Here is a 23,190-nt window from a genome sequence, read left to right as displayed (position 1 = left end):
TTCACTTGAATTTAGATCCCTTTCTCATCTCCACCAAAACCAAGAAGTGAATGCCGCATAATTCACTTAACATCTCATTAATATGAAACTTGTTGATATCAATCACCATTATTGATATCCGGTTCTGGCAGATCTTCCACTAACTTGCGAAGCAGCTTGGAGACTTCATACCTCAATTCTTTGATATAATATTTTGTGTCATCATTTATCGTCCCTAACTCTGCTTCACACATCGCCCATAATAAAGAGTCCATACCTTGAATCGTCACTCCTGATAATAAATTTGGAACATATACTTTGTGATAATAGGGATGAGATGTGTTGATTCTAACAGCATGGTGTTTATCAATTAAACAAGGTTCCCATAGAAGGCCATCGTCTACAGAATCAACTGCAGTAACGTGAACCTCACCTTCCTTGGCAGATTCGATTAAAGGTAACTTGATTTTAAACCTTCCCTTTTTATTCGTCACTTCAACTTCATTATTTTCCTCATCTGTCACTTCAATATTAGCCATTTGAACAGCTTTTTCCTTTGAACCAATACCCGCGTTTGAACCATCATGTGCTCCTTTGGCGGCCTTGCCCACACCTTTATTCACACCTTTACGATACCGGTCATCTGCGGCTCTTCTAGGCGCAGGAAGGAATTGATCTTTCAACCAGTTGTACAAGTCATCATTTAAGAGAATATTTGATTTCTTGATATCTACATTAAAGGCATCATCCAGAGTGTGATCAAAAGAAAACTCTACACGTAGCAAGGTTCCATGTGGCTCATTACGAAACATTCCCAGCCAATCCCCGTAATGGATAAGTCTATTTTCACGATATACATAGAATCCTTGGCGATCATTTGTAAGCTTAGCTTTCTTGGCTTCTTCCTCACTACTGAATTGTTCTTTTCTTGGAATGACATAAGCTTTAATAAAAAAAGACGTGGTTGTTTGCGCATCAGGCAATTCTACTTCCTGTCTCCGTTCTGCAACAACTTCGGTATAGGGTTCCTGAGAGCAAAATGGATCCCACGCTTCGATTGCCTTTTCATTCAAACGAATTATTACATTATTTGCGTCCGTATAACTTGGATCAAGGAAACGCTGATAGACCATTGATATATGGTCTGCGAGACTTTCTTGAATTCGCTCAAGTGCCCGTCGTGCATAGGTGCCACCTTGCTCAGAGTATGTTTTTAAAACCCGGTCAACTTTCTCCCAAGTTACAATTGTTCCGGCGCCTCCTTCCGTCACATCTGCAAGCAACTTCATTTCTTCTTGGTCTGGATTCAAAAAAAGTAAATTCCACTTCTGAATACTCACATGATCCAGGTCCCATCGTGCCTTAAGCACGGTTCCGTTCCCAGCTGATCTGCTCGTCACTGAAAGAGACCTGCAAAAGGCAGTAGAAGCAGTCTTAAGTCCAAGACCAAACTTTCCAAGGCTTCCAGGATCCGGTCTCTCATTTGAACCGTAACGCATTGCGTTTATAAGCCCCTCTTCGTCCATCCCGGAGCCATTATCAGCAATATAGATTGTTATATCACCAATGTAATCCATTATAATTCTGATATCTACCAATGTTGCGCCAGCAGCTATCGAGTTATCAATTATATCTGCCATTGCTGTATTAAATTTATATCCAGTGTCACGAAGCCCTTCGATCATCCTTCTTGCATCCGGTTGAACTTCCACTGTGTTAATTATTGTAGTCATACGATTACCACCCTCCAATTATTTCTGAGCTTGAGAATATCCAAGTTACTAGCGTTATTACCATTCATACGTTGATACTTCACTAACAGTTTGTCATCCGGAAGCCGGAGAAATGTTATTTTATCACCGGCCCTAAGATTATTGCTTTTGATAAATCTAGTCATTCCAGTTAGCCTATATTCGTTTCTTGTCCCGCCAAATAATTTACCGTTATAATAAATAAAATTAAAACTCCATTTTTCTCCAGAGATATCCTCAAAAGATAATACTACTCTAGGGTTTTTCGCTTCTGTTCCCAGATCAGGAAAAAAAGATAAAACTTCCTTAACTTTTGGAACCAGAATTCCAGCTTGATGTGAAAAATTTGCCCCTGTATCATTTGCACTTAACAACTTTGAAATGGCACGAGGTCTTGTTAATATTTCCATTTTGTCATCCCTCCAAAACCGGGGTCATAGATAGTGCATTGAGAATATCCGTATAATCACTAGAAACTCCATCATTCCCCACTATTACAGCGTTGGAAAGCTCTCTCTTTCTTACTAGGCGCGCATTAATCACATCTTCCACAGTATTCGCATAATAAAGTCTATAGATGTTAACTGGCCGAGTTTGTCCTCTTCTAAACGACCTTGCAGAGGCTTGATCTTCAATTGCAGGGTTCCACTCCAAGTTGTAGTGAATCACATGATTGGCTGATGTAATATTTAAGCCCGCTCCTGCTGCTCTTGGATTCAAAACCAAGATTGATGATCCTGACGTGTTAGAAAAAGCATCAATTTTCGGTTGTCTGTCCGCGACAGGGACTCTCCCATCAATAAATTCGCAAAATACTCCAAACCTTTCCGACAAGTCAACCATCATTATTTCTATCATCTGAGTGAATGAAGTAAAAATAAGTACCTTCTCATTATTGGCCATGATTTCTTCTACGATTTCTATCAACCTCTGATATTTCATAAAATGTGAAGTATCATAGCGGTAATCAATCTGTAACATTGGGTGCGTACAAAACATTCGTAGCTTTATTAATGAAATAAGAGTTGCGTTTTTCCCATATTCATTAACAATTTCATGCCGCAACAGTTCGTAATGTCTTGCATCGACTTCTCCCATCTGCATAACTTGAGGTATATCGATACGTGGAGGCAAGTCATCCGCAACTTCACGAACTCTTCTCCTCAACATAATTGGTGAAACATGCCTTTCCAGACTTAACGCACCATCAAGGTCATTTGAGAACCTTGACTCAAAATTTCTTAGCGTACCCAGAAATCCTGGAATAGCAAAATCGGTTATTGACCAAAGGTCAGTAAGTTTATTTTCGATTGGCGTTCCTGTAACTGCTATTGATGTTCTTCTCGGAATCTGTTTTATGGCTTCAGATCTCTTTGCAGAAGGGTTCTTTATCGCTTGAGCTTCATCGAGTACTACCAGGTTCCAAGTTATCATTTGAAGCAAAGATAAGTCACGAAGAACCGTATCATAAGTTGTGATCACAAGATCATAATTGATTAATTCTTTGTAAAACCCCGTACGATTATTACCTTGATGTATTATTAATTTTAACTCGGGAGAGAATCTGTTCACTTCTCTTCGCCAGTTCTCCATTAATGAAACAGGGGCGACTACCAAAGAAGGTGTGGTAGTTTTCGCTTTCTCATATGAAAGTAAAGCTATAATCTGGGCCGTCTTTCCTAACCCCATCTCATCAGCCAAGATGCAGCCGGCATCTTCCTGTGAGATCATTTTTAGCCACTTATATCCCTGCATCTGATAAGGATATAACGTTCCGCTAAATAGCGGTATTTCGTCCGGTTCAGCTTCACTTTGTTGTAAGCCCGCTCGAAAACTCAATCTCGAATCATCAATTAAATTAGGCGCCTCGGTTTTAAGAAAAAGGTACTGTTTCAGAGTGATACGCCCGAAAGAGAAAATCCCCGCTTTATTTAATTTCTCTATCATATCCTCTAGTACCCCTTGCTCAAATGGTAACCATACATTATCTGCAATTATGTAGTCTGTATCAGTCGATGTGACGATTGCATAATACTCTTTTAATTGCCCGACCACTATTAGATCTAGCTTGAGTATAGTTGTAGAATCCAGCATCTGACTACTAACGAGTAGCTTTAATTGAACCGGAATTTTGGAAAACTTCAAGTATGGGAGACAAGTGGAAGGGCGCTCCAAGGTAAGATCCTTCAAAGGAAATATTGATTTAAATTCGGAAAGAAAAATCTCCTTTGAAGTGGGGAAGTAAAGATCCCCATTACTTTTTTGAACGACTATAGACTTTTCGTCAACCAGCTTCCAAGTTGCATTCGCCATGGGTCTTCCTCTTTCTGAATAAGTTCGATGAAAGTAACTGCGTAATATATATACAAAATACCATATAATCCCTAAGGCTACAAAGAAAAGATCGATTCGATTTTATCGGTTCGATCTTTTCTTTGTAGTCTTATATCATCAATAAAATATGTTTGTCCTGATCAGGGTATCCATGTTAAAGTTATTGCATTAATCAACTATATACTACCGTCAGCCCTCTTCTTATACAGAAATTCAAGGGAAATCTTTAACTTCCAATCTCAACCCGCAAATCGAGTATAGACGCTGTCGCAGTAATCACCGAAAAAAAGGAGCTTTAGATCAGCGTTAAATGCTCCCCCGAACAAGAACTCCAACGTACAAGCGATCTTACCATCATCTATGGTATGGCTCAACGTATCTTAATTATGACAATGCGAAGCAATTTTCAACTAGTATATCAATTTATGACACATTAAAAACTTTCCTCTCCCCCATCCAATCAGGCTATTTCCATATTGGATTCCCGTTTCGCAATTTTCTGGATGCTCAGGAGAATCGGAACTTTTTGATTGAACTTGCTAACGAAGCTGACTCATCAAATACTATCTTAGCAATAGATTCATTTGGCATACTCTATCGCTTCGCACTTGCACACGAAAAAAATGGTGGCTAATCCATTTCTTAAACGCCCGCTCCCTGTCCGAATATAGAATGAATGCAGGTCCCTTTGGTAGAGGTCCCTGCATCAGATTTGCAACTCGCTAAATTGTAAATCTATTATATCCGAACTAAGCGATCGATACCACTGCGAGGGGACTTAGCCGGATAAGGATCTCCGCGGGGCCAAACGGTTCGGGCGTGAAGTGTCGCCTTCGAACCGTGTCAGCAGCCTTCCCAAATCCCCCGTTCTCCGTTACCGCCCCCACCGTTCAATACGATGAGAACCTTCCTTAAGCCCGCGAAGATAAACGTAGCGCTCGTCCTCGTCCAGCGTAAGGCCGTCGGTTGATTCCACCGCGGACGCATCAGAATGAAATACCACCTCTCCATTCCAATAGATGACGAACTCCTGGTTCTCCGGCTTCGGAATGCCGACGACTGCGCTCGTTCCTTCCGGCGCTTTGAGCGATGCGCAGAACCCTGTCTCCGCCAATTCCCATTCAAAACGGATTTCGCCGTAAGGCGTAGGAACCGTGCCCTCTGCCCGTTGCAGATCACACGGATGTGGGATGGCTGCAAAAGAGCGAAACCCGGGCTCCGTAGGTTGAACACCCAAGATGTAACCGGACAGCAAATGAGCGACCGCCGTATCCGGGTGGGAGCTGTCTCCCCAGTTCTTACCTGGCGGCATGATTGCCGGCGGATAGGTCATGCACTCCCAGGTCGCATGAGGTCCGCGCCAATCGGCTAATGCGCCAAGCCAATCTACGCCGCCTCCTGGCTTGCGAAGCGTTCCGAGCGCATCCTCGTCATAGCCGTAGTGGAATTTTCCGCGAATCGCCAAGCTTTGATACTTGCCCATGTCCGTTTCCTTAAGCTTCTCTCTGACGGACGCCGCTTGTTCGCCATCCGGAAAGCCGATGGCCAGCGCCAGCGCGTTGGCGTAAAACTCGAATTCGCGGCTGCCCTTCAGCTTAACGTAATGCCCCTGCTCTTCATCCCACAGGTGCTCCCGAATGCCCTGGCGCAAGACCGCGGCCTTCTCTTCGAATGCCGACGCATCCGCATCGAGACCCAGCAATCCGGCCAGATACGCGCCTTCCTTGAACGAATCATACACGAGAAAGTTCACGTAAGCGCCCTTGCCCGTATATTCCAGAAGATGGCCCCAGATGCCCTTGGACGTCTCATACCGTTGATAGAACAAGCCGTCGCCTTCCACGTAGTTCCACAGGTAATCCAAGCTTTTAACCATCACAGAGTACAACTCTCGGGCCAGCTCCAGATCGCCGGTGAACAGGACATAATCGGCCAGCACGGGCGCGAACCAGGCGGAAAACTCGTCGGATTGGTAATAGCCGTATTCGCCGATTCCCGGCTTCACCTGATTTTCCGGATAACAAGCGGCCCAGATGTAGCCTTCCGGCGTTTGATGCCATGCGAACATCCTAATCGTTTCTTTCATGTACGTATAATTGTCGAATGCGTAATAGACGTTGCGACCCGCCCAATCCAGATCGCCGAGCCACGGCAGACGGTCCCGCTTGGCGCCATCCGCGATAAATGCGGGAGTACGAGCGAAGGACCAACCGCTTAGATCCCCGTTGAAATCGTCTGCGAATAGAAGCTGACCCGCTGCGTCCTCTACGCGAACCTCGCGTATGAGCGCCCACTTGTCCATGGGTTGGCAAAATCCGACTTTTCCTTCGGCATAGGTATCGTCTATGGTCGTATCGATCAGCGTCCCGTTAAGCAGCGTCTCCATCCGCGCTCCGTCCAGCCTCACCTCCAGATGATAGACCCGACCATCGACGATCGGAATGGAGAGAGATACCGCCGGCTTCAAGCGCACATATACCCCGTCAGAACGCTTGAACAAATGCAGCCTTCCGTCCAAATCGATCTGACCGACATAGCCGTTATTTTCATCGAAAGCCCGAACGATCCAGCCCACTGCGGACACGGGTCCGGGATTGCGGCGAATGACGAACTGAAACCCGAACCGGTAATCCTTCCACTGTTCCCCTTGAACCGTCAGGCCGACATCGTTGCCCTTCGCCAGTTTGCGCGGGACGAGCCAGCCCTCCACGACCGTCCAGGCGTCGGTGTTCGGAAACGACGAGACTTGTGCCGTGTAAGTGCTTGCATACCACAACCGATTTAACTCCTCGTCGCTCGAATGGAAGCTGCCTTTATACGGCGACAAGTCGGACGTGACTTCGAGGCTGAAATATTCGAGATCCACGCTGCCCTCGGTATCGAGCTGAATGAGCACCCAGCGCTGCTGGCCTTGAATCATTGGCGCGATATACAAGCCGGCTTCTTCAATCGTGTACAGCTCGTACCTGTAAGGGTTAGCAGGCGGAACAGGCAATTCCACGCCGAGATACGTGCACGACCCTCTGCTAAAATCTCCGTTCTCCCCGTGTACCGGATCGACGATCCATTCATACCAGTCGGCATATGCGATTCGCAGCGTCGGACGCCCCGTCTGTCCGGCTATCTTAATGATCGGATATCCTCCCGGAGCGGAAGGGCCAAGATCGAGCAGAATCGACGGTTTCTCTCCCCCGGCAGCGTATACGAGCTTTGCTGCCAGAGCGTCCTCCCTCAAAATGTGCTCCGCATCCGTCACGTCGCCAGTCTTCGAATGAACGGCAGTCCCGAATACGCGTTTGGACGTCGGCGTCAAAATGTACTTCTCCTCGTTATTCATTTAAACCACACTTCCTCTCGTTACCGTTTTCGCTATCTACGATCCATTATATTTTTTATCGCGCGCATGCCCAGCCATCATTCAAACCGAAAGATAAACGATTTAAACCTATTTTCAAATTTAAGTCATTGTTGTATCAACGAATCGCTAACTATAAAATATAGGTATCCAAACTCTCTACCTTCGAGGTGAGCAACCTGTCCGTTCTCTACTTTACGGCCCCTCCCCTGCCTCATTACATCAATTCCGGCGAGTCCCGGTTTAAGCCCGGAGACATTCATCCCGCCCGCGGCCCAATCGGATTGTTCGACCTGCTCGTCGTTCATCAGGGCACGCTGTTTATGGGAGAGGATGACCGGACGTGGACCATTAACGAGGGACAGGCGCTTCTGCTGAGGCCCGACCGACATCACTATTCGCCTCGTTCCGTCGACACGGACACGAGCTTTTATTGGCTTCATTTCCATACGAAAGAGCTGTGGGATGATCGGATGCGAGAGGATCAGATGCGGGATGAAGCTGAAGAGGAGCTTTCGGATGGCAAAAATCAATTCCACGTCGAGCACGGGCTCATTCCGCGCGAGTTCGGCTTTTCTATCCCGCAATATTTTACGCTTCAGGATCCCGTGGACGTCTATCGCCGCCTTCGCGAGCTGATCGAGTTGGAGCGGCAGCCGCTATCGTGGGCGCGATGGCAGCAACAGATCCATTTGCAGAGCTTGCTTAAAGTATTGGCCCAGGAGCAGGACAAGCTCAGCCAATCGCCTGCCGCCCTGCTCGCCGAACGCGTCGCCGTCCATCTGCGCACACATTATCGCTCGCACCTGACGAACGAGCTGCTGCAGCGCGAATTCAATTTCCATCCCGTCTATATCGCGCGCTGCATGAAGAAAGCCTTCGGCTGCTCCCCTCTGGAGTATTTGACCAGGTACAGAATCGAGCAAGCCAAACTGCTCATGATCAGTACGACGCTGTCGATCGAGGAGATCGCATGGGAAATCGGATTCCGCCATCAGACCTATTTCTCCAATACGTTCCGCAAGCTCGAGTCGATGTCGCCGAGCGAATTCCGCAAGCGGTACGGCGGCCGATAATCGAGGCTAACATAAAGAAGCTGACCCATAAGTAAAAGAGTCGTACGTAAGGATGTACGACTCTACTTAGGGGACAGCTCCTATAGCGTATCTATTCCATTTATCGCCGGCTTTACTTTTCCGCCAACAAATTCGAGATAATATCCAATTGCTGCTCTACCGAGATCGGATCGCTGGGAAGAAACTGATTGAAATCCAGCCTATAGATCTTTCCTGTTTTTCCTGCTGGGGAGTTTTGAATGAGCTTCTCCACTTCCTTCACATGTTCCTCTGCGCCTTCATTCACAGCCAGGAATAACCGATCGCCTATAAAGTCGGGAATGACCTCGGAGGAGATTTCCCACGTTTCTCCGTTGATGACGTCTGTTTTTACTTTATCGGTTGGCTTCAGACCCAAATACTTGTAGATAATGTTGCCGCCCATATTGGTATCCCCGTAAATAAAGACCGCATCCTTACGCACATTTAAAATGGAGAAGGTTTCATCTGCGCCGACAATCGGACTAATCTTCTCCTTGTATTCGGCTATTTTTGTCGCAAATGCTTCATTCCATTGCTTCGCTTCCTCCTGCTTGCCGAGAATATCGCCAAACATTTCGACGTCCTTGATCGGGTCGTTGTACTGCTCCACCACGATGGTTGGCGCGATCTGGCTCAGCGCTTCGTAACCGCCTTCTACGACCTCCGCGAATGGGGCCGTTGTCACAATCAGATCCGGCGCCAGCGATAGAATTTTCTCCGCATCGGGCGGAACTCCAACATCTTCAATCCCGGAAACATCGCTTAGCATCGGATTGCTCAGAATGAAAGTAGTTGCGCCTACCGGCTTCACTCCCAACGCCATGAGTTCACCCAGATGAAAAAGGCTGACTACGCGTTGAGGCTTTACAGGAATTTCTGTCTCGCCATTCAAATGCTTGTAGGTCCGCGTCTTGGCAGCAGTCTCGTCAGTAGCGGCGCCTGTTGATGCTGATTGGGTAGCCGGCGGCGTCCCTGCATTACTGCCTGTATTGTCTCCTGTATTACTGCCTGTCTGACATGCACTCAGAATCAAGCTTGTGCACAATAGCATCATGGCTCCGAACGATGGTCTTGAAAATCTAAACATGGATGTGTCCCCTTCTCTAAATGATTGATAATAATTCTCATTATCATTATGAGAAACAGACATTCGGGATACAATGGACGATTTTAATAGCTGTAATGGATTATTCTGAACAGCCTTCCGATTGTCCTCGCGAAATTGCAGCGGAGAGCGCCCCGTATGCTTTTTGAACAACCGACTGAAATAATAGACATCCGCGTAGCCGACGCTGCTCGCGATTTCCTGGATACGAGCCTCCGACTTCAAGAGAAGCTGCTTCGATTTGTGTATGCGTACATGAATCAGATAGTCAATCGGACCGACCCTGATCTGATTTTTGAACAAGCGGGACAAATAACTCGTACTGCAGCCGTAAAATCCGGCCAATTCCTCGGCTGTAATCGGCTCCTTGTAATGGTCTTGAATATAGTGAATGGCTTGCGATACCAAGTTTGGTTTACTGTTTTCCGCTGCCGATGTGCGTATTTGCCTCATCACCTCGTACACAAACGGAAGAAACGCCGACTGCGCCTGCAGCTTGTCCAGCGGAGATGCCTGCTGCCACAGGCGACTCATGGCTTGACACTTTTCCAGTAGGGGTAGCATTGCATAAGGAGTGAACGTATACGACATACGAAAGCTCTGCAGATCCTCCTGCGATTCGCACTCGGCTTGATATAGCATCAAGTAACAAGCAAAATCGTTCCCTAACGGCATAAAATTTAGCTCCGAGCCCTTCCCTCCATGCAGAATGTGAGGCGAACGAGCCCGATACACCGTTCCCGACAGGCTCACGTTTGCTTCTCCTTGGGTCGTAACTAAGAAAAAGCTAGTATGTGCCTCATAGCGTTCAGGGTCAGTTCCGCTTTCCACGCGTAACTGCCGAATATCCAGCAATCTTACGGCAGCTCGACCCCACCGCTCGATATGAGCCTCCCACTCCATACTAACCCCCTCCTTTCACCATTTATCGGCTTACGCCAGTATAACAAAAAAACTCTGACCTCGTACGTGTACGGTCAGAGTTTTGCTGGCGGAGCGAATTCGGCAATTGGGGTGAAATCGGCCGGTGTAGTTGAGATGCCCCCGACCGGCCTCAATCGAGTAGCCCGAAGGAGTTTCACCTTCAGGCTCTCACAGAACCGTAAGTGAACCTCTCGATTCATACGGCTATTATCATTCAGCCAGTTACGGTGTCATTCCGAGAGCCCAATGTGGAAACATATTGGGCTCTCTTTTTGCAAGTTCTTTCAGCCATTTTTCAGCTCGACTGCGATGTCCCCTAAACCTCTTGTATTTGCACATTGCCCATTTGACCAGTCTGCGATTCAGACAGTCTATGGTGTACCTTACTGCCGATGGATTGAATTTTATGAAGTAGTTAAGCCAGCCTCTGACCATCGAAGATAGCATTTCAGCGATCATTTCAATTTTTCTACCGGTATAGCTATGAATTCGCATCGCTTTTATCTTGTTTCTGAATGCTTTGGCTGACTTCTCACTCACCGATGGTAGGAAATTGAACTGCAACCTCCCCAGTCTGTCTTTTATGAACAGACTCTGAAAGGTGTACCCCAAGAACTCAAACTCAGTGACTGGATGCTCCTTCATCCTGTCCTTATCCTTGCAGTATACAATCTTGGTTTTCGTTGGATGCAAATCAAGCTTGCATTCCTCTAGTCGTTTCTTGAGGCTTCCCAGAAGCTCTTCTGCTTCCGCTTGCGTTCTGCAGTGAATAATGGCATCATCTGCATATCTTTCAAACGGTGCATTTGGTTTTGTTCGTTTCATCCATAAGTCAAAAGCGTAATGCATAAACAGATTCGCAAGTACAGGACTGATGACGCCACCTTATGCAAAGCTTTGCATAGACCGCCCTGCGGCGTGCCTTCTCCCGTTGTCTCGAACACGCCATTCGCCATGACTCCGGCGTTAAGAGAGGCACGAATAAGCTTTAGGACACGCTTGTCCGTCACTTTTCTTGCTACTCTTGCCATAAGCATGTCGTGGTTTACTTGGTCAAAGAACTTCGCTAAGTCCATGTCTACAACCCAGTGAAAGCCTTCTTGGATGTAGTGCTGAGCTTGCTTTACTGCGTCATGTGCTCGCTTCCCAGGGCGAAAACCGTAACATGCCTTCAGAAATCCGCGTCGAAGTTCGGGTTCATCACTTGTAAAAGGGCTTGTTGAAGAAGGCGGTCCATCACGGTCGGGATGCCGAGCAGCCTCATGCCGCCTCCGGATTTGGGGATTTCCACCCGTCTGACGGGCATGGGTCTGTAGGTTCCCGCAAGAAGTTCGGTCTTCACCGTCTCCCAGTGTGTTTTCAGGTAAGCTTGTAGTTTCGCTACCGTTACACTGTCCACACCGGGCGTTCCTCCGTTCTGTACCACTCGCTTGTAGGCGAGCCTGAGGTTATCTCCTCCGAGCATTCGTCCTAACAAGTCGTTATTTGCTTCGCGAGAGGAAGGGGCGACTTGTGCCGACGAAGAACTCGGCGCTCCGGCATACCCTGACGGCTTCACCGCTTCTCTTTGCCGCAAGCTCTCTTGCGAGATTTTCTGCTGTCTTTGCTCTTCCTGCGAACGCATCGGTTTCCTCTCTCCTTTCGGTTCAGCCCTTCCGGCTTCTGGCGTCCCGTACTCCCGTACTTATGGCCTCTGCTGATTCCTGCGGATTCAGCGCAGCTTCTCAGCCGCGGTTACGAAGTGACTTCGCGTCTTCCGTAGGCCTCCCCAGACTGGAAACCTGGCTTTTGGAAATTAATGTGATTACAAATAAGTGGATGATTAATATCCCTATCAAATAACGACAAAATCCATCTAAATAATACAAATTCAGTCATTATTTCTGGTGAATTAAGTAGGAAAAGACTATACCCTATTTAAGTTTTAAATGTAACAATTTAGGTGGCGACCATAAAGTACCTCGTCAAACTAAGATCTGAAGAAAGGGGCAGAGATGATGAGAGTGATAGTATAACCGGTTGTTTTAGGTTGTAGTCTTTCGGATTATAAAGGTTCTCACCAAAAAAGGAGAGTGTTAATTTTATGAAGAAACTAATATCATTAATGTTGTCATTTTGTATTTTAATTGTTGCAGTCACGCCTTTGGCCAGTGCATCTGATACTGTTCAAGAACCAAAACCATTAGTTAATGAACGGGTCATTCAGTTCCTAGAGAAAAATAACATTGATTTTCACATTGAAAATGGTAATATTATACTTACTAAAGTTACAACTAATGATATAGCACTAGTAAATGAACTGCTTATCTCTGATCAGCAAATAAATCGGAATGCTCTAACTTCTTATCCAACAGCTTGGACTCATATGATAAATTATGATGTTGTTACTTCAAAGAAATTTAAAAAGGCTACAAAAACTGCATTTGTCACAGCTGTATTAACTTTTATTGGTGCGTATGCTTCACCAGCTGTCGCTCAAGTTGTCGCTACATCAGCTGGTGTAGGATGGGGAGGGTATTACTTCGTTAACACTGACGAGGAAGACATCTATACTTTCATTAAATATTATTACAGAGAATTAAGTGCTGGTTTCTTTGATCACAATGGTAATTTCATCGGAGATTACGAAATCAAAAAAGAAATTAGATTGACTAAATCTTCTAATGGAACCGGGGGAACGCTGGAGTCTTTCACGAGGAATTCTAGTATAGTTGAACCATGGTTCTGAAATGAGATGACGGAATGTTTCATTTATTAAAGTATCTAACTTTTTTCATTGTATTATTTTTCTCCATTTACTTTATTTATGATACGAACTTCATTAAGCCTTTTGTGCATTCTCTTCTTATATTCATTGTATTTTTTTTAATGGATTCCTTAGGCAAAAAGAAAAAGTAACAGATTGAATGGAGGGTTCAACCACCCTCCATTTTTGATTGAGTAGCATTTATTATTTAGAACTCTTGGTCTTTTCTTCCCGCTAATCCACTGAACAATCCCCACTAGTTCGAAGCTTGTCGACTACGCTATTATCAGCAGTCAGTCCACAGAAAAATTACATGCATTCAGCGATCCCAAGGTCCTTGGAGCGCTTACGAATAACAGACATCGACTGAATCCCACTACTCTTTATGTTAGGTGTAATTACAGAAGTATAATGGATAGATCCATCAGGAAATGTTGTAAGATTCAAATGCGCAGCACCCCCATTTGAATTTACGCGGCGTCGTGAACCCGCTGCACGTGAAGGTATGTAAAAATTTGTACGACAACTCACCGACCAAGAACGACATTAAGGATGGCATAGTCATCGCTCGGCTTGTCAAAGACGAGAGATACGCCGTACCGAATATTCCACAAGGCCTTTATGCGGAGTGCGTGAAGCAATGAACATTTGCGACCGCCATGGTGACGACAACATGGCTGCACTATTTAAGATTTTCTACTTGGATAATTTTTTTGGAAATTCGATGGTATGGCAACTTCGGCTTCAGCATCGAAAGAAAAAAACCAATGCCCCCCCTTACTCCACCAGGAGGACCAAGTCTCTGGCGAGCCGTGCCAGCGCAAAGCAAACCATGCCCCTTCCTTTACGTCTCTAAAATTTAGCTTTTACCACCAGCCATTTGAATATCGAATACCCGCCTCGGCCAATCACTTCGGGTAATCCCATTCGACGTCGCTCTACTCTGATTTCGCGAACTGTTTCTGGCCAGCCATCGGCTTCGCTTCCCAATCATTATTAAATTGAAACCGCGAGGCCAGTCAATGATTGTTCGCAACAAACAATTTATGTTCTTGTCCATAGTCGAGAAACAATGTAAGTCCTTGTCCTTCGCTTTGGACAAGGACTTACATTGCTAAAACAAAAAAGCCGCGATATACGCCGCTTTTAATCGATGTATGTTCTTGTCCTCTGGCATCCAATGATGTCGAAAATCAAGAACTTGATCCCACAAATGACAAGAACGTTGTCCCCTCCATCTTTATGCTATTCTGCTAGTTAGCACAACGACGGTAGCCGATCGTTCTAGCCGGCTACCGTCGTGTCATCATTGAGCTATAGTACCTATTAGCGTAACGATTGGTAAGAGATAAGTGACCTAAACACTAATCCACGGTTCTTTTAGAATTATACTTAAAAAGCCGATCATGATGGAGCGGCACCATTACCATCTAGCTTATATTTTTTTGCTGCATTTGTAATATCGGTTAAGCGATAATCGTCAAATGTTCTCGTTTCAATGATAGCCCAGTTCAATTCAACATCTTGTCCGATCAACGCGCTGTAATCCTCACATATACGTTTGTGCAACTCTTCAAATAGCTTCAAACTTCTTGAGCAATCGATGTAGAGTTTGACTATCACCTCGGTTTCATGATAATTAGCAATTGGTACATAAATTGTCATTCTTGGCGTTAAAAGTTTTGCCTTTGCATCGGGATCTTGCTCCTGCCCAATTTCAAATTCGGCATTTAACAGCGACTGTGGAATGTGAGCAGACCAATTACGGAAATCACGTAAATGGTCAAGCGCCTTAACATGGCGCTCAGATAGTCTTTTTAAGACATTTCCAAAGTTCTCTCAGAGTTTTGCTGGCGGAGAGAGTCGGCATTTCGGATAAAATTAGCCAGCGTAGTCGGGATATCCCCGCCCTGCCCCAATTGAAAAGCGCCCTTGCCCCCTCACAAGGGCTAAGGCGCTTTCTCCGACTACCAGCGTAAATTGCTGCAATACTTCGCTTTAATGGACGCTTCGGCTTTCAAGCCGCTTTTCTTGAACAATTCTTTAATCGTCTTCTTAAAGTCGCTTTCCTTGCCCTTAACTGCCGATTTCTTCGGTTTGAGCAAGTCGATGCGGAAAGGACCGGCTTCCGCCCGCAGCATAGGTCCGTCGGTTCGGCAGCGGGTGTCGAAATCGTAGCCCAGCTTGTAGCCGGCCTGCAAATTCCCAAGTCCGGCCGTCAGCTTACCCATCGCCTCCAAGGTGAGCTCGTTTTTGGCAAGATCCTCAAATGGCGTAACTTCAAGACCGAGGCCGACGCCAAATCCCCCGTCCCCGCATGCAGAGACGCCCTCGTCGGTAATACACACTTTTCCGCCAATCCCAACGATCGCATATACCGAGGCTCCTACGCACATTTGACCGCAAGGATCGCGGAACATAACCGGGTTGTTATTCACATAAGCATACAGGTTCGCTTGACCGCTCTCGACCAGGATCGGATCCCTCGCCGTCCAACGGCCCGCAGCAGGATCGTAATCGCGGAAGCCGAAGCGAATCAATCCCGTATCCCGATCCTCCAAGCCGCCGGCATAACCAAGCAGCAGTTCAAACGCCGGATTGGAATCGGATTGCAGGTTGCCGAAGCTGTCGTAGCGCAGCTCCTTCACAACAGCTCCGTTATCGTCCAGCACCCGTTGAGGCGTTCCTACGCCATCCGCGACAACGTAATAACGCTGCCCACCGCGCTCCAGCGCAATCAGCACTCCCATCTCGTTGTAGGAGTAGATCGTCGGCTCGCCGCTCGGATCGACCGACGCCGTCAGCAGATGCAGAGAATCCGGGCTGCCGTACAGGTATTGATACGTCCGCCCTGCGCTGTCTTCCTTGGCTACCCTGCGTCCAAGGCCGTCATACGTGTACTTGTAGGTACCGTTCGCCACGGTCGCTTCCAGCAGTTCGCCGCGAGCGCCGTAAGCGAACGTATCCGCGCCCCGCTGCGTCAGAAAACCGTCTGCGTCAAAGCTGTAGGCAAGGTCGCCCACACGCGTCAGCACATCGTGCTCTGCATAGCTGCTGACTACAGGCCCGGCGGCTCCGCCCGTCTGGCTGGTAATCCGGTTCTTGTTCGCATCGTAGCCGTACGCCTCCGTCACGACATTGCCGCTCGGCTCTACTCGCGTCACGCCTGTCAGTTGCCCATCGAGGTCATACTCGAAATGCGTCGTTTCCCGTCCCTCCGCCGAATCTGCAGCAATATCCGTGACGTAGCCTCTCTTATCGTACGTATAGGCCGCTTTGTAGACTTGGCTTCCTTTCAGCGTATAGGTGGCGCTGCTGATTTTGCCATATTGGTCATAGTCCACTTGAATGTCCAGCTTGTCGTCATGAATGGAATCGACCGCCTTCAAAGGACCGCCGCGATTAAATTGAAATGCTCCGTACTGGGTCAGATTGTCTTCGTTGTCATACCGGATCGGGGTATGGTATACAGCGCCGGCAACCGTCATCGCAATATTCGTCATGTTAAAGAAATCGTCATACGTGTAGCTGAACGAAGCGTTCGCTTTCCCGGTCAGCGCCATTGTGTTGATGCTCTCTCCCGAGTATCCGTACTCAATCTTCTGTCTTCTGGAGCTATCCTGCTGCATGACGCTTTCGATCGTTTGCGCATAATCGGATTGCCCCACATACGTAAACATGCGCTGAATATCGGCATCGTTAATGCCGACAGGCCGCTTGCCGTCCCCCGGTTCCAGCACGTGGTCGATGACCCGTCCGCTGCTCAGCGTAGTTCTCATCAGGCTGCCGCCATTGTCATGATCCGCAGCATACCAGAGCCCGGCGCCGCTCGGAGCGAAGCCTTCGAATTGCCCCAGCGGATTGAACTGCTGCTCGTATACCGCGCCGTCAGGCATCGTTAACCCCGTTAAGTTGCCAAGGCTGTCATAGTCTTGACCATATACTTTGTTGCCCGGAGTCACAATAGAGGTCATGCGTCCCGCGGCGTCGTATTCGTATTTCTTCACGCTGCCGAAAGCATCCGTCTCCTGTTCGACCCGATTTTGCGCGTTGTACGTATACTGGATAAACCGCTCCCCTTGCTGAACCCGCTCCAGCCGGCCAACGGAATCGTAAATCGTTTCAATCGGGAAGAGGTTGGTTCCCGGCCAAGCTACCTTGCCGATTCTGTCTTTCTCGTCCAGATAGGTTTCCGTCTTGGTACCTTCGGCCGTCGTCTCCGTAAACTTATGGCTGGCTCGGTCGTATTCGATGGTAGACACATCGCCGTTCACCGTATGTTGGACCTTGTAAGATACCAGCTTGCCGTTGTTATCCGTCACAGCGGATCGTTCTTCCTTGAATTTCGTTACTGTACCGTCAGGCGATGTGTAGGTTAATTCCGCAACGAACGGCGTATTTTTGCCCATACGAGGGTCCGTTCCGAACGTCTTGGTCATTGCCGTGCCGTCGGGTAACGTCGCCGTCTCGCTCTGCTCGCCGATCCTCTCGGTTACGGTCTGATATCCGTTCGGGTCCGTCAGCGTATAAATCTTTTTGCCGTTGGCAGCCACGGTCTCATATGTCGTTATCCGATTGCTCGGGTCCGTAAAGGTAACGCTGTAGCCGTTGTCGAAAACCGATCTTTGCAGCGTTTTGACGCCGCCCTCCGGATTGACCGCCCTCACCAGCATCCCGGTATTGTCGAATGCATACTGACTGACGCCTTGCTCCGGGTCCGTGAACTCTGTGAGCAGTCCGCCCTCCTCATACTTCATGCGGTACGTCTCCCCAGCGGGGTTCGTAATCGCGACTAGCTCGCCGCCGGCATCCACTTCAACAATCGTCCGCTGTCCGCCTGGCGCGACAATCGCTGTCGGGTTCCCTTGCGCATCGCGTTCAATCTGTGTCAGATTCCCGCTGCGATCCGCTATCGACAGTAGCCGACCGTCCGGATCATACGCAAAATCTCGCAGCACAACACCTGAGAACGCACTGACATTCTGCAGAATCCGGCCTGTTTGCAGATCGAAGGCATTCACCGACAAGCCGTCCTCCTCCGGAAATTCGGCGATTTGGAGATGAGACTCGCTCATCCGATAGCTGCCGCTGGAACCGTCGCTATAAATGAAGTTCCCATTATAGTCTATCGCAGCCAACGATAACGTGGTTTGGGCTGCTGCGTTGAGATGATCGAGATCGACCTCCTCCACAATGCCTTCCTTGTTGACTTTATATAACTTTTCCCGCTCGTAGGTGTTCTTTGAAGCGATAAACCACAAATTCCCTTCCACATCAACGAACATTTTCCTCATGTAAAATAACGCCTTATTCGCAGCCACGCCGTGGGCAATGACCTGATTGCTGTAAGTGTCCGGCGTTTTCCCCACGATCTTGGTGATCGTGCCGTCCGCGCTCATTTTTCTTACCCTCGATGTATATTGCATGTGATTGAAGTTATCGTAGATGCGATCGTGAATGTACAAGAAACCGTCTGCGCCCATCGCAACGCTAGTCACTTCGCCGATCGTGGCCGGATTGGCTTTGCCGCTGTCCGCTCCAGACACCCCTTGCGTCGTGTTGCCCATCATCTGAATACGGCCTTCGGCGTTAATCCGATAAAACAGATTTTTCCTCGCATCCCTATTGTAGCCGACAACGTACAAGGAGCCTCCGCTTGCCGCAGCTATACTATAGACGACATACAAATCCGATTCGACCGCCATCGCCCCATCGACAATATCGTGATCTGCATTCCCCGTCCCGGCAAAAACAGTCCAGCGGGTTTCATCAAATTTCTTTAGATAAATCTTTCTGTCCGTGGGAGAGTACCGGTATACATTCCCTTGAGGGTCGGCGCTAATGTCTCCGTAGGTTTCTTGCGGGAATCCTTCACTTTTTAGGAAGGTGCCGTCATTGTTCATGCGGATGACAACTTGATCCCGATTGCCGCTTCCCACATCTCCGTAAGCCATGAAGTAGAACGTATTGCCAGGACCGGGAACGATTCCTGTATTGGCAATCCGATAACCTCCGAGACCGCTTAATTCGATCTTTTTTAGTTTTTTGTAGGACGCCGTTTTTTTATTGCGATCCCCTTCGTACAGAACATTCGCCTGCATGCTCAGTATATTATGCGCATCCAGGCTCCAGCCCGCGACTCCCGCTTGCTCGTACGGGTTGTTCGGGCTCTCCAAATTCCCGTACCAGACGCGGGAGACAGGCTGCCTCATTGATGCTCTGCTAAAACCGATGACCACGTTAGATCCGCTGACCCGCCCGAAGCTTCGCGTCTGTTCGTCAGCCTCATAATATTGAAAATCGTAGTAAAAGGATACGGTAACCTTGTAAGGGTGCGTGCCGATCAGCTTCCTCTCGTAAGCGTCCAACCCATCCCATTGAAAAGTATGCGTCACGTTCGTGGCCGGGGCGAACGATTTACTGTACGATTTGCCTCCGATTTCGACCGTAACACTCATGGATTTCAGCGAATCAGGAATCGTATCCCCGCTGACCGGTATCGTGAGCTTTGATTTCTCCTTATAGCCCGGCGTTCTCGTGCTCACGTAATTCAGGTTCATGCCCGTTCCTTCGATCGGGATCGCTTGGCCTAAGCTCTGATTCTGACAACCGATGATCGAGCCTGCTTGTTCGCAAGGATCGTCATCCTCCTCGTTTCGCGGATCTTCGTCAAGCGGCGGCTCGGCATCCATCGGCGGGCCGTAAGGCCAGTTGCAATCCCATGGCGTGAAATGCTCAATCGGCACGCGCCATAAGCTTTGGCCTGCGGCATACAGCTCTGCAAGCTGCTGTCTTTCCTTATCCGTAAATCCGGCTGCGGCCAGCTTCTCGGCGCTGTCGGCCATCCCGTCCCCGTCCATATCGACAGTGGCGATTCCTCCGTCGATCTGGAGAATGCGGACCACTCGTCCGTTCTCGGACGCGACCCAGCGCCCGGCCTCACGATCGTAGTAGCCCATCGGCACGACTTCTCCGACCGGGAACTCCAGGTAGTTCTCTACATAGTAGAATAATGGCTGATTGAAGCGAATCTCGGTCGCTCCCGCTTGCACCGCTTCGTCGGCAGACAGTTCCACGGCGTGCGTATAGCCGACATAGTCCGGCAGCTCGCCCGGCATGGCCTCCGGCCCGTTCTCGCCCACGGTGTATTCGGTAGCGCGCAGGTGAATCTCCGTGAGCGGCACGACAGACCCGTCCGGCAGCTCCATCGTTGCCGATGACCCCTCCGGGAAAATGACCGTGGATTGCCGGGTGCCGTCCGCATCCGTTACCGGAGAGCCTTGCGCCGCCTGGACACCTGTCGCCCCATCCAAGTCAACAACCGTCACCTTCGTATCGTAAGCCTTCAGCACCACATCCGGCAGCGTCTCATATTTTTCGGCTACTGCCGATACTTTCCGCTGGACGGGCATATACCCTTCCTTGGTCATTTGAAGCGTCAGAATACCGCCGCCGTTAACGACCAGATCAAACATTCCGTCTTCGCGGCTCTTGGTTGAGCCCAGCTCGGGCTGGTTCAGGACGCTAACCTGTACGCCTGCCAGCGGCTGATTCTCTGCATCCAGCACCTTGCCGCGAACAACGGACACCAGACTGTCTTCAATAGCTCCGGCAGCGACTCCCGTCTGCAGCGGTTCGCTTCCCTCGTATAGAAACTTGACCGTCGAAGAGAAGGTCGGCAGCGCTGTTGTTGATATCGGAGTCGCCACTTTAACCGGGTCCGGCGTCCCGCTCGAACCCTTCGGCGTGACCGTGATCGCTTCCGCCCGCTCCGAGAATCCGCCCGCCGTATTGAAGGCCCTCACCGTGAAGCGGTACGCAGTCCCGTTAACCAGACCTGTTACTGTAGCCTCCGTTACTTTGCCGACTTGGGGGCCATTCATCCACGTAGCTCCAGCGTCTGCGGAATAGAGAACCTCGTATCCCGCCAGATCCGTCTCGCTGTTCGCCAACCAGCTTAACGTAACGACCGTATTGCCGGCCACACCCGTTAATCCGCGCGGCGCAGCCGGAGGCGCCGTTTCAACCGGTGGAGCTTGCGGCGTCGCTTCCGCTCCGGCCGACTTCTCCGACTCGTTGCCGGAAGTATCGTATGCGGTCAAGGCGAAACGGTACGTTACTCCGTTCGTTAATCCGCTCACGATGTAGCTCGTTACGCTGCGGCCGGCGACATTCGTTCCGGCATCCCATGTCGCCCCATGATCCGTTGACCGGTAAACCTTATATCCCGCCAGATCATTCTCGCTATTCGCCAGCCAGCTTAGGCTGACACTGGCGTTTCCTGAAGCTGCGCTCAAGCCCGCAGGTGCGGCCGGCGGCGTCGTATCGACACGTACAGGGTTCCCCGAGCTACCGCCGCCTCCACCGCCCGATGTTGTAACAGGTCGAGCCCCATCAATGGAGACCTTCCCCAGCTTCAACGTTTGTCCTGCGCCTAATGAGGTGAAGGTTTGACTCGCTTCATACTTATGACACTCGCAGCCCGGCGTCTGCGTCTGCTCCGAATCGAGCAGAGACAATCCCGGGAATGCCGAACCGCTCGCCCCGTAGATGGACGCCGATCCTCCCCCTTTTGCCAAGATTTGCGATAGACTCGCATCCTCCACAAGTGTCAGCCGATACGTTTTCTCCGGCAGCACATTCGCACGAAACGTACCATCGGCAGCCGTAACGGCGTAGAACGTCGGGTTGGTCGTAAACGAAAGAAAAGCCCCGATCAACGGCTTGCCGTCTGTTCCCAGCACCGTTCCTTCAATCCACGCAGATTGCTGAGCCGTTACTTCCAAGTCGCCCTGTCCCTCGCCGTGCACGACGGGCTGATAGCCTGCGAATCCTTCTTTCACAACGTGCACATCGTAATTCCCGTAAGGAATCGCCGCCGCCGTTGTCCAAACTCCCTGCGCATTCGTGCGCCCCCACGCCTTGTACACGCGCTTCCCTTTCTCATGCACGAATACTTCGGCATCCGCCAGCTCCGCCCCGTCCGCCTGACGAGCCTTAATGGACAGAGGCCCTGCTTTCGCCTGATTTCCTCCCGCGCCTGCAAGCTTCTTGGCACGCTGAAGAATGACGGCCACTTCCGCTCGAGTTATGCCGTTCTGCCCCTGAAACGTGTTATCCCCGTAGCCCTGCAGCACACCGGCTTCGACCAGAGCCGCAACCGCAGACTGCGCCCACTTCGGGATCAAATCTTTGTCCTTAAAGGACACTGCTCCCGTAGCGATCTTGCCCACAATTCGATTCAGCATCACCGCCGACTCTTGGCGGCTCACTGCGGCGCCGGGTCTGAATAGGCCCGCTTCATTGCCTTGTACAATCCCGAGATTGGCCGCTTGGCGAACCTCCTTGGCGAACCACTCGTTCCCGACGTCCCGGAAATTCGGAGCCTGCACAGTTGGCAGCTCCAAAGAAGCCGCCTTCACGAACCGAAGCAGCATAACGGTTATCTCCGCCCGCGTGACACTGCGCTCCGCGCGAAACGTCCCATCCTCATACCCCTGGATTACACCCAGCTCCGTCATCTCGGCAATCGATTCCTTCGCCCACTCCGGAATCCGCTCCTCCGGCTTCTGGAGGCTTACGCCGACATCGCTAGCCTCAGCTCCAGCTCCAGTCCCAGTTCCAGTTCCAGTCCCAGTTCCAGCCTGCACCACACCAAACGGGAGCGCTCCCTGGATCAATAAGGACAAGAGGAGCAGCAGGGAAAGCCCTCTTCTCGCCAGCAATTTCTTCATAGGTTTGAGCCTCTTTCCACACTATTTTGGAATCTCACGTTCCCTCCAATCTACCATGGCGAATTTCACCCTGAGAATTATACGAAAGTATACTTTTTCACCTATACTTTAGCCGCCGGTCCAAATGCCCATTAAAAAAAGCGACACCCTCCGAAAAGTCCGAAG

12 protein-coding genes and 1 pseudogene are annotated in these 23,190 nt (G+C 49.3%); 3 read left to right on the top strand and 10 right to left on the bottom strand.

The annotated features are described in order from the left end of the window. Positions 1-98: 98 nt before the first annotated feature. From DFP98_RS31590 to DFP98_RS31575, 4 genes are all read right to left on the bottom strand, one after another. Complete coding sequence (locus DFP98_RS31590) at positions 99-1,712, bottom strand: ATP-binding protein (protein ID WP_116064629.1); 1,614 nt, start codon at positions 1,710-1,712, stop codon at positions 99-101. Next, a complete protein-coding gene (locus tag DFP98_RS31585) occupies positions 1,709-2,140 on the bottom strand; it encodes an EcoRII N-terminal effector-binding domain-containing protein (protein WP_116064628.1) in 432 nt (143 codons plus the stop codon). Before DFP98_RS31585 ends, DFP98_RS31590 begins: the two co-directional genes overlap by 4 nt. Before the next feature lie 4 nt (positions 2,141-2,144). After that, positions 2,145-4,043 (bottom strand): DEAD/DEAH box helicase, encoded by a 1,899-nt coding sequence (locus tag DFP98_RS31580; protein ID WP_116064627.1) that lies wholly within the window; start codon positions 4,041-4,043, stop codon positions 2,145-2,147. Between the two features lie 895 nt (positions 4,044-4,938). Then, positions 4,939-7,401: an alpha-L-rhamnosidase-related protein gene (locus DFP98_RS31575; RefSeq protein WP_116064626.1), complete on the bottom strand. Its 2,463-nt coding sequence runs from the start codon at positions 7,399-7,401 to the stop codon at positions 4,939-4,941. A gap of 188 nt (positions 7,402-7,589) precedes the next feature. On the opposite strand from DFP98_RS31575, the gene DFP98_RS31565 reads away from it, so the two are divergent. Continuing rightward, on the top strand, positions 7,590-8,495 hold the full coding sequence (locus tag DFP98_RS31565) for a helix-turn-helix transcriptional regulator (RefSeq protein ID WP_147310313.1): 906 nt from the start codon (positions 7,590-7,592) through the stop codon (positions 8,493-8,495). A 112-nt stretch (positions 8,496-8,607) separates the two neighbouring features. Here the strand turns inward: DFP98_RS31565 and DFP98_RS31560 are convergent, their stop codons facing one another. From DFP98_RS31560 to DFP98_RS39910, 4 genes are all read right to left on the bottom strand, one after another. Further along, complete coding sequence (locus DFP98_RS31560) at positions 8,608-10,074, bottom strand: AraC family transcriptional regulator (protein WP_281275177.1); 1,467 nt, start codon at positions 10,072-10,074, stop codon at positions 8,608-8,610. A gap of 693 nt (positions 10,075-10,767) precedes the next feature. Further along, complete coding sequence (locus tag DFP98_RS40070) at positions 10,768-11,370, bottom strand: group II intron maturase-specific domain-containing protein (protein ID WP_281275176.1); 603 nt, start codon at positions 11,368-11,370, stop codon at positions 10,768-10,770. Then, a complete protein-coding gene (locus DFP98_RS40340) occupies positions 11,367-11,720 on the bottom strand; it encodes a reverse transcriptase domain-containing protein (RefSeq protein ID WP_425455566.1) in 354 nt (117 codons plus the stop codon). Before DFP98_RS40340 ends, DFP98_RS40070 begins: the two co-directional genes overlap by 4 nt. Further along, positions 11,717-12,169, bottom strand: coding sequence for an RNA-dependent RNA polymerase family protein (locus DFP98_RS39910; protein ID WP_246016918.1), 453 nt, complete (start codon positions 12,167-12,169; stop codon positions 11,717-11,719). Before DFP98_RS39910 ends, DFP98_RS40340 begins: the two co-directional genes overlap by 4 nt. Before the next feature lie 459 nt (positions 12,170-12,628). Here DFP98_RS39910 and DFP98_RS31545 point away from each other — a divergent pair, with 459 nt between their 5' ends. Together DFP98_RS31545 and DFP98_RS39905 are read left to right on the top strand one after the other, a co-directional pair. Then, the gene (locus tag DFP98_RS31545) at positions 12,629-13,273 is read left to right on the top strand and encodes a hypothetical protein (RefSeq protein WP_116064622.1); all 645 of its coding nucleotides are present in this window, start codon (positions 12,629-12,631) and stop codon (positions 13,271-13,273) included. 500 nt (positions 13,274-13,773) lie between these two features. Next, a pseudogene (locus DFP98_RS39905) lies at positions 13,774-13,920 on the top strand (IS110 family transposase); the annotation flags it as partial. A gap of 775 nt (positions 13,921-14,695) precedes the next feature. Here DFP98_RS39905 and DFP98_RS40065 read toward each other — a convergent pair. Both DFP98_RS40065 and DFP98_RS31530 read right to left on the bottom strand, forming a co-directional pair. Further along, a complete protein-coding gene (locus tag DFP98_RS40065; protein ID WP_281275175.1) occupies positions 14,696-14,827 on the bottom strand; it encodes a hypothetical protein in 132 nt (43 codons plus the stop codon). Between the two features lie 431 nt (positions 14,828-15,258). Beyond that, positions 15,259-23,025 (bottom strand): S-layer homology domain-containing protein, encoded by a 7,767-nt coding sequence (locus DFP98_RS31530; protein WP_116064620.1) that lies wholly within the window; start codon positions 23,023-23,025, stop codon positions 15,259-15,261. Positions 23,026-23,190: the final 165 nt, after the last annotated feature.

The organism is Cohnella phaseoli (assembly GCF_003386235.1).
GTDB classification, from domain to species: Bacteria; Bacillota; Bacilli; order Paenibacillales; family Paenibacillaceae; genus Cohnella; species Cohnella phaseoli.
The sequence above is the reverse complement of the archived record's forward strand: the minus strand, read 5'-3'. Positions and strand labels throughout refer to the sequence as shown.

What these genes read in the sequence shown, in the direction of transcription:
- DFP98_RS31585 (WP_116064628.1), bottom strand. Translation starts at nt 2,140, where the DNA reads ATGGAAATATTAACAAGACCTCGTGCCATTTCAAAGTTGTTAAGTGCA.
- DFP98_RS31560 (WP_281275177.1), bottom strand. Translation starts at nt 10,074, where the DNA reads ATGAGGCAAATACGCACATCGGCAGCGGAAAACAGTAAACCAAACTTG.
- DFP98_RS40070 (WP_281275176.1), bottom strand. Translation starts at nt 11,370, where the DNA reads ATGAAACGAACAAAACCAAATGCACCGTTTGAAAGATATGCAGATGAT.
- DFP98_RS31530 (WP_116064620.1), bottom strand. Translation starts at nt 23,025, where the DNA reads ATGAAGAAATTGCTGGCGAGAAGAGGGCTTTCCCTGCTGCTCCTCTTG.
- DFP98_RS31545 (WP_116064622.1), top strand. Translation starts at nt 12,629, where the DNA reads ATGAAGAAACTAATATCATTAATGTTGTCATTTTGTATTTTAATTGTT.
- DFP98_RS39910 (WP_246016918.1), bottom strand. Translation starts at nt 12,169, where the DNA reads ATGCGTTCGCAGGAAGAGCAAAGACAGCAGAAAATCTCGCAAGAGAGC.
- DFP98_RS31580 (WP_116064627.1), bottom strand. Translation starts at nt 4,043, where the DNA reads ATGGCGAATGCAACTTGGAAGCTGGTTGACGAAAAGTCTATAGTCGTT.
- DFP98_RS31590 (WP_116064629.1), bottom strand. Translation starts at nt 1,712, where the DNA reads ATGACTACAATAATTAACACAGTGGAAGTTCAACCGGATGCAAGAAGG.
- DFP98_RS31575 (WP_116064626.1), bottom strand. Translation starts at nt 7,401, where the DNA reads ATGAATAACGAGGAGAAGTACATTTTGACGCCGACGTCCAAACGCGTA.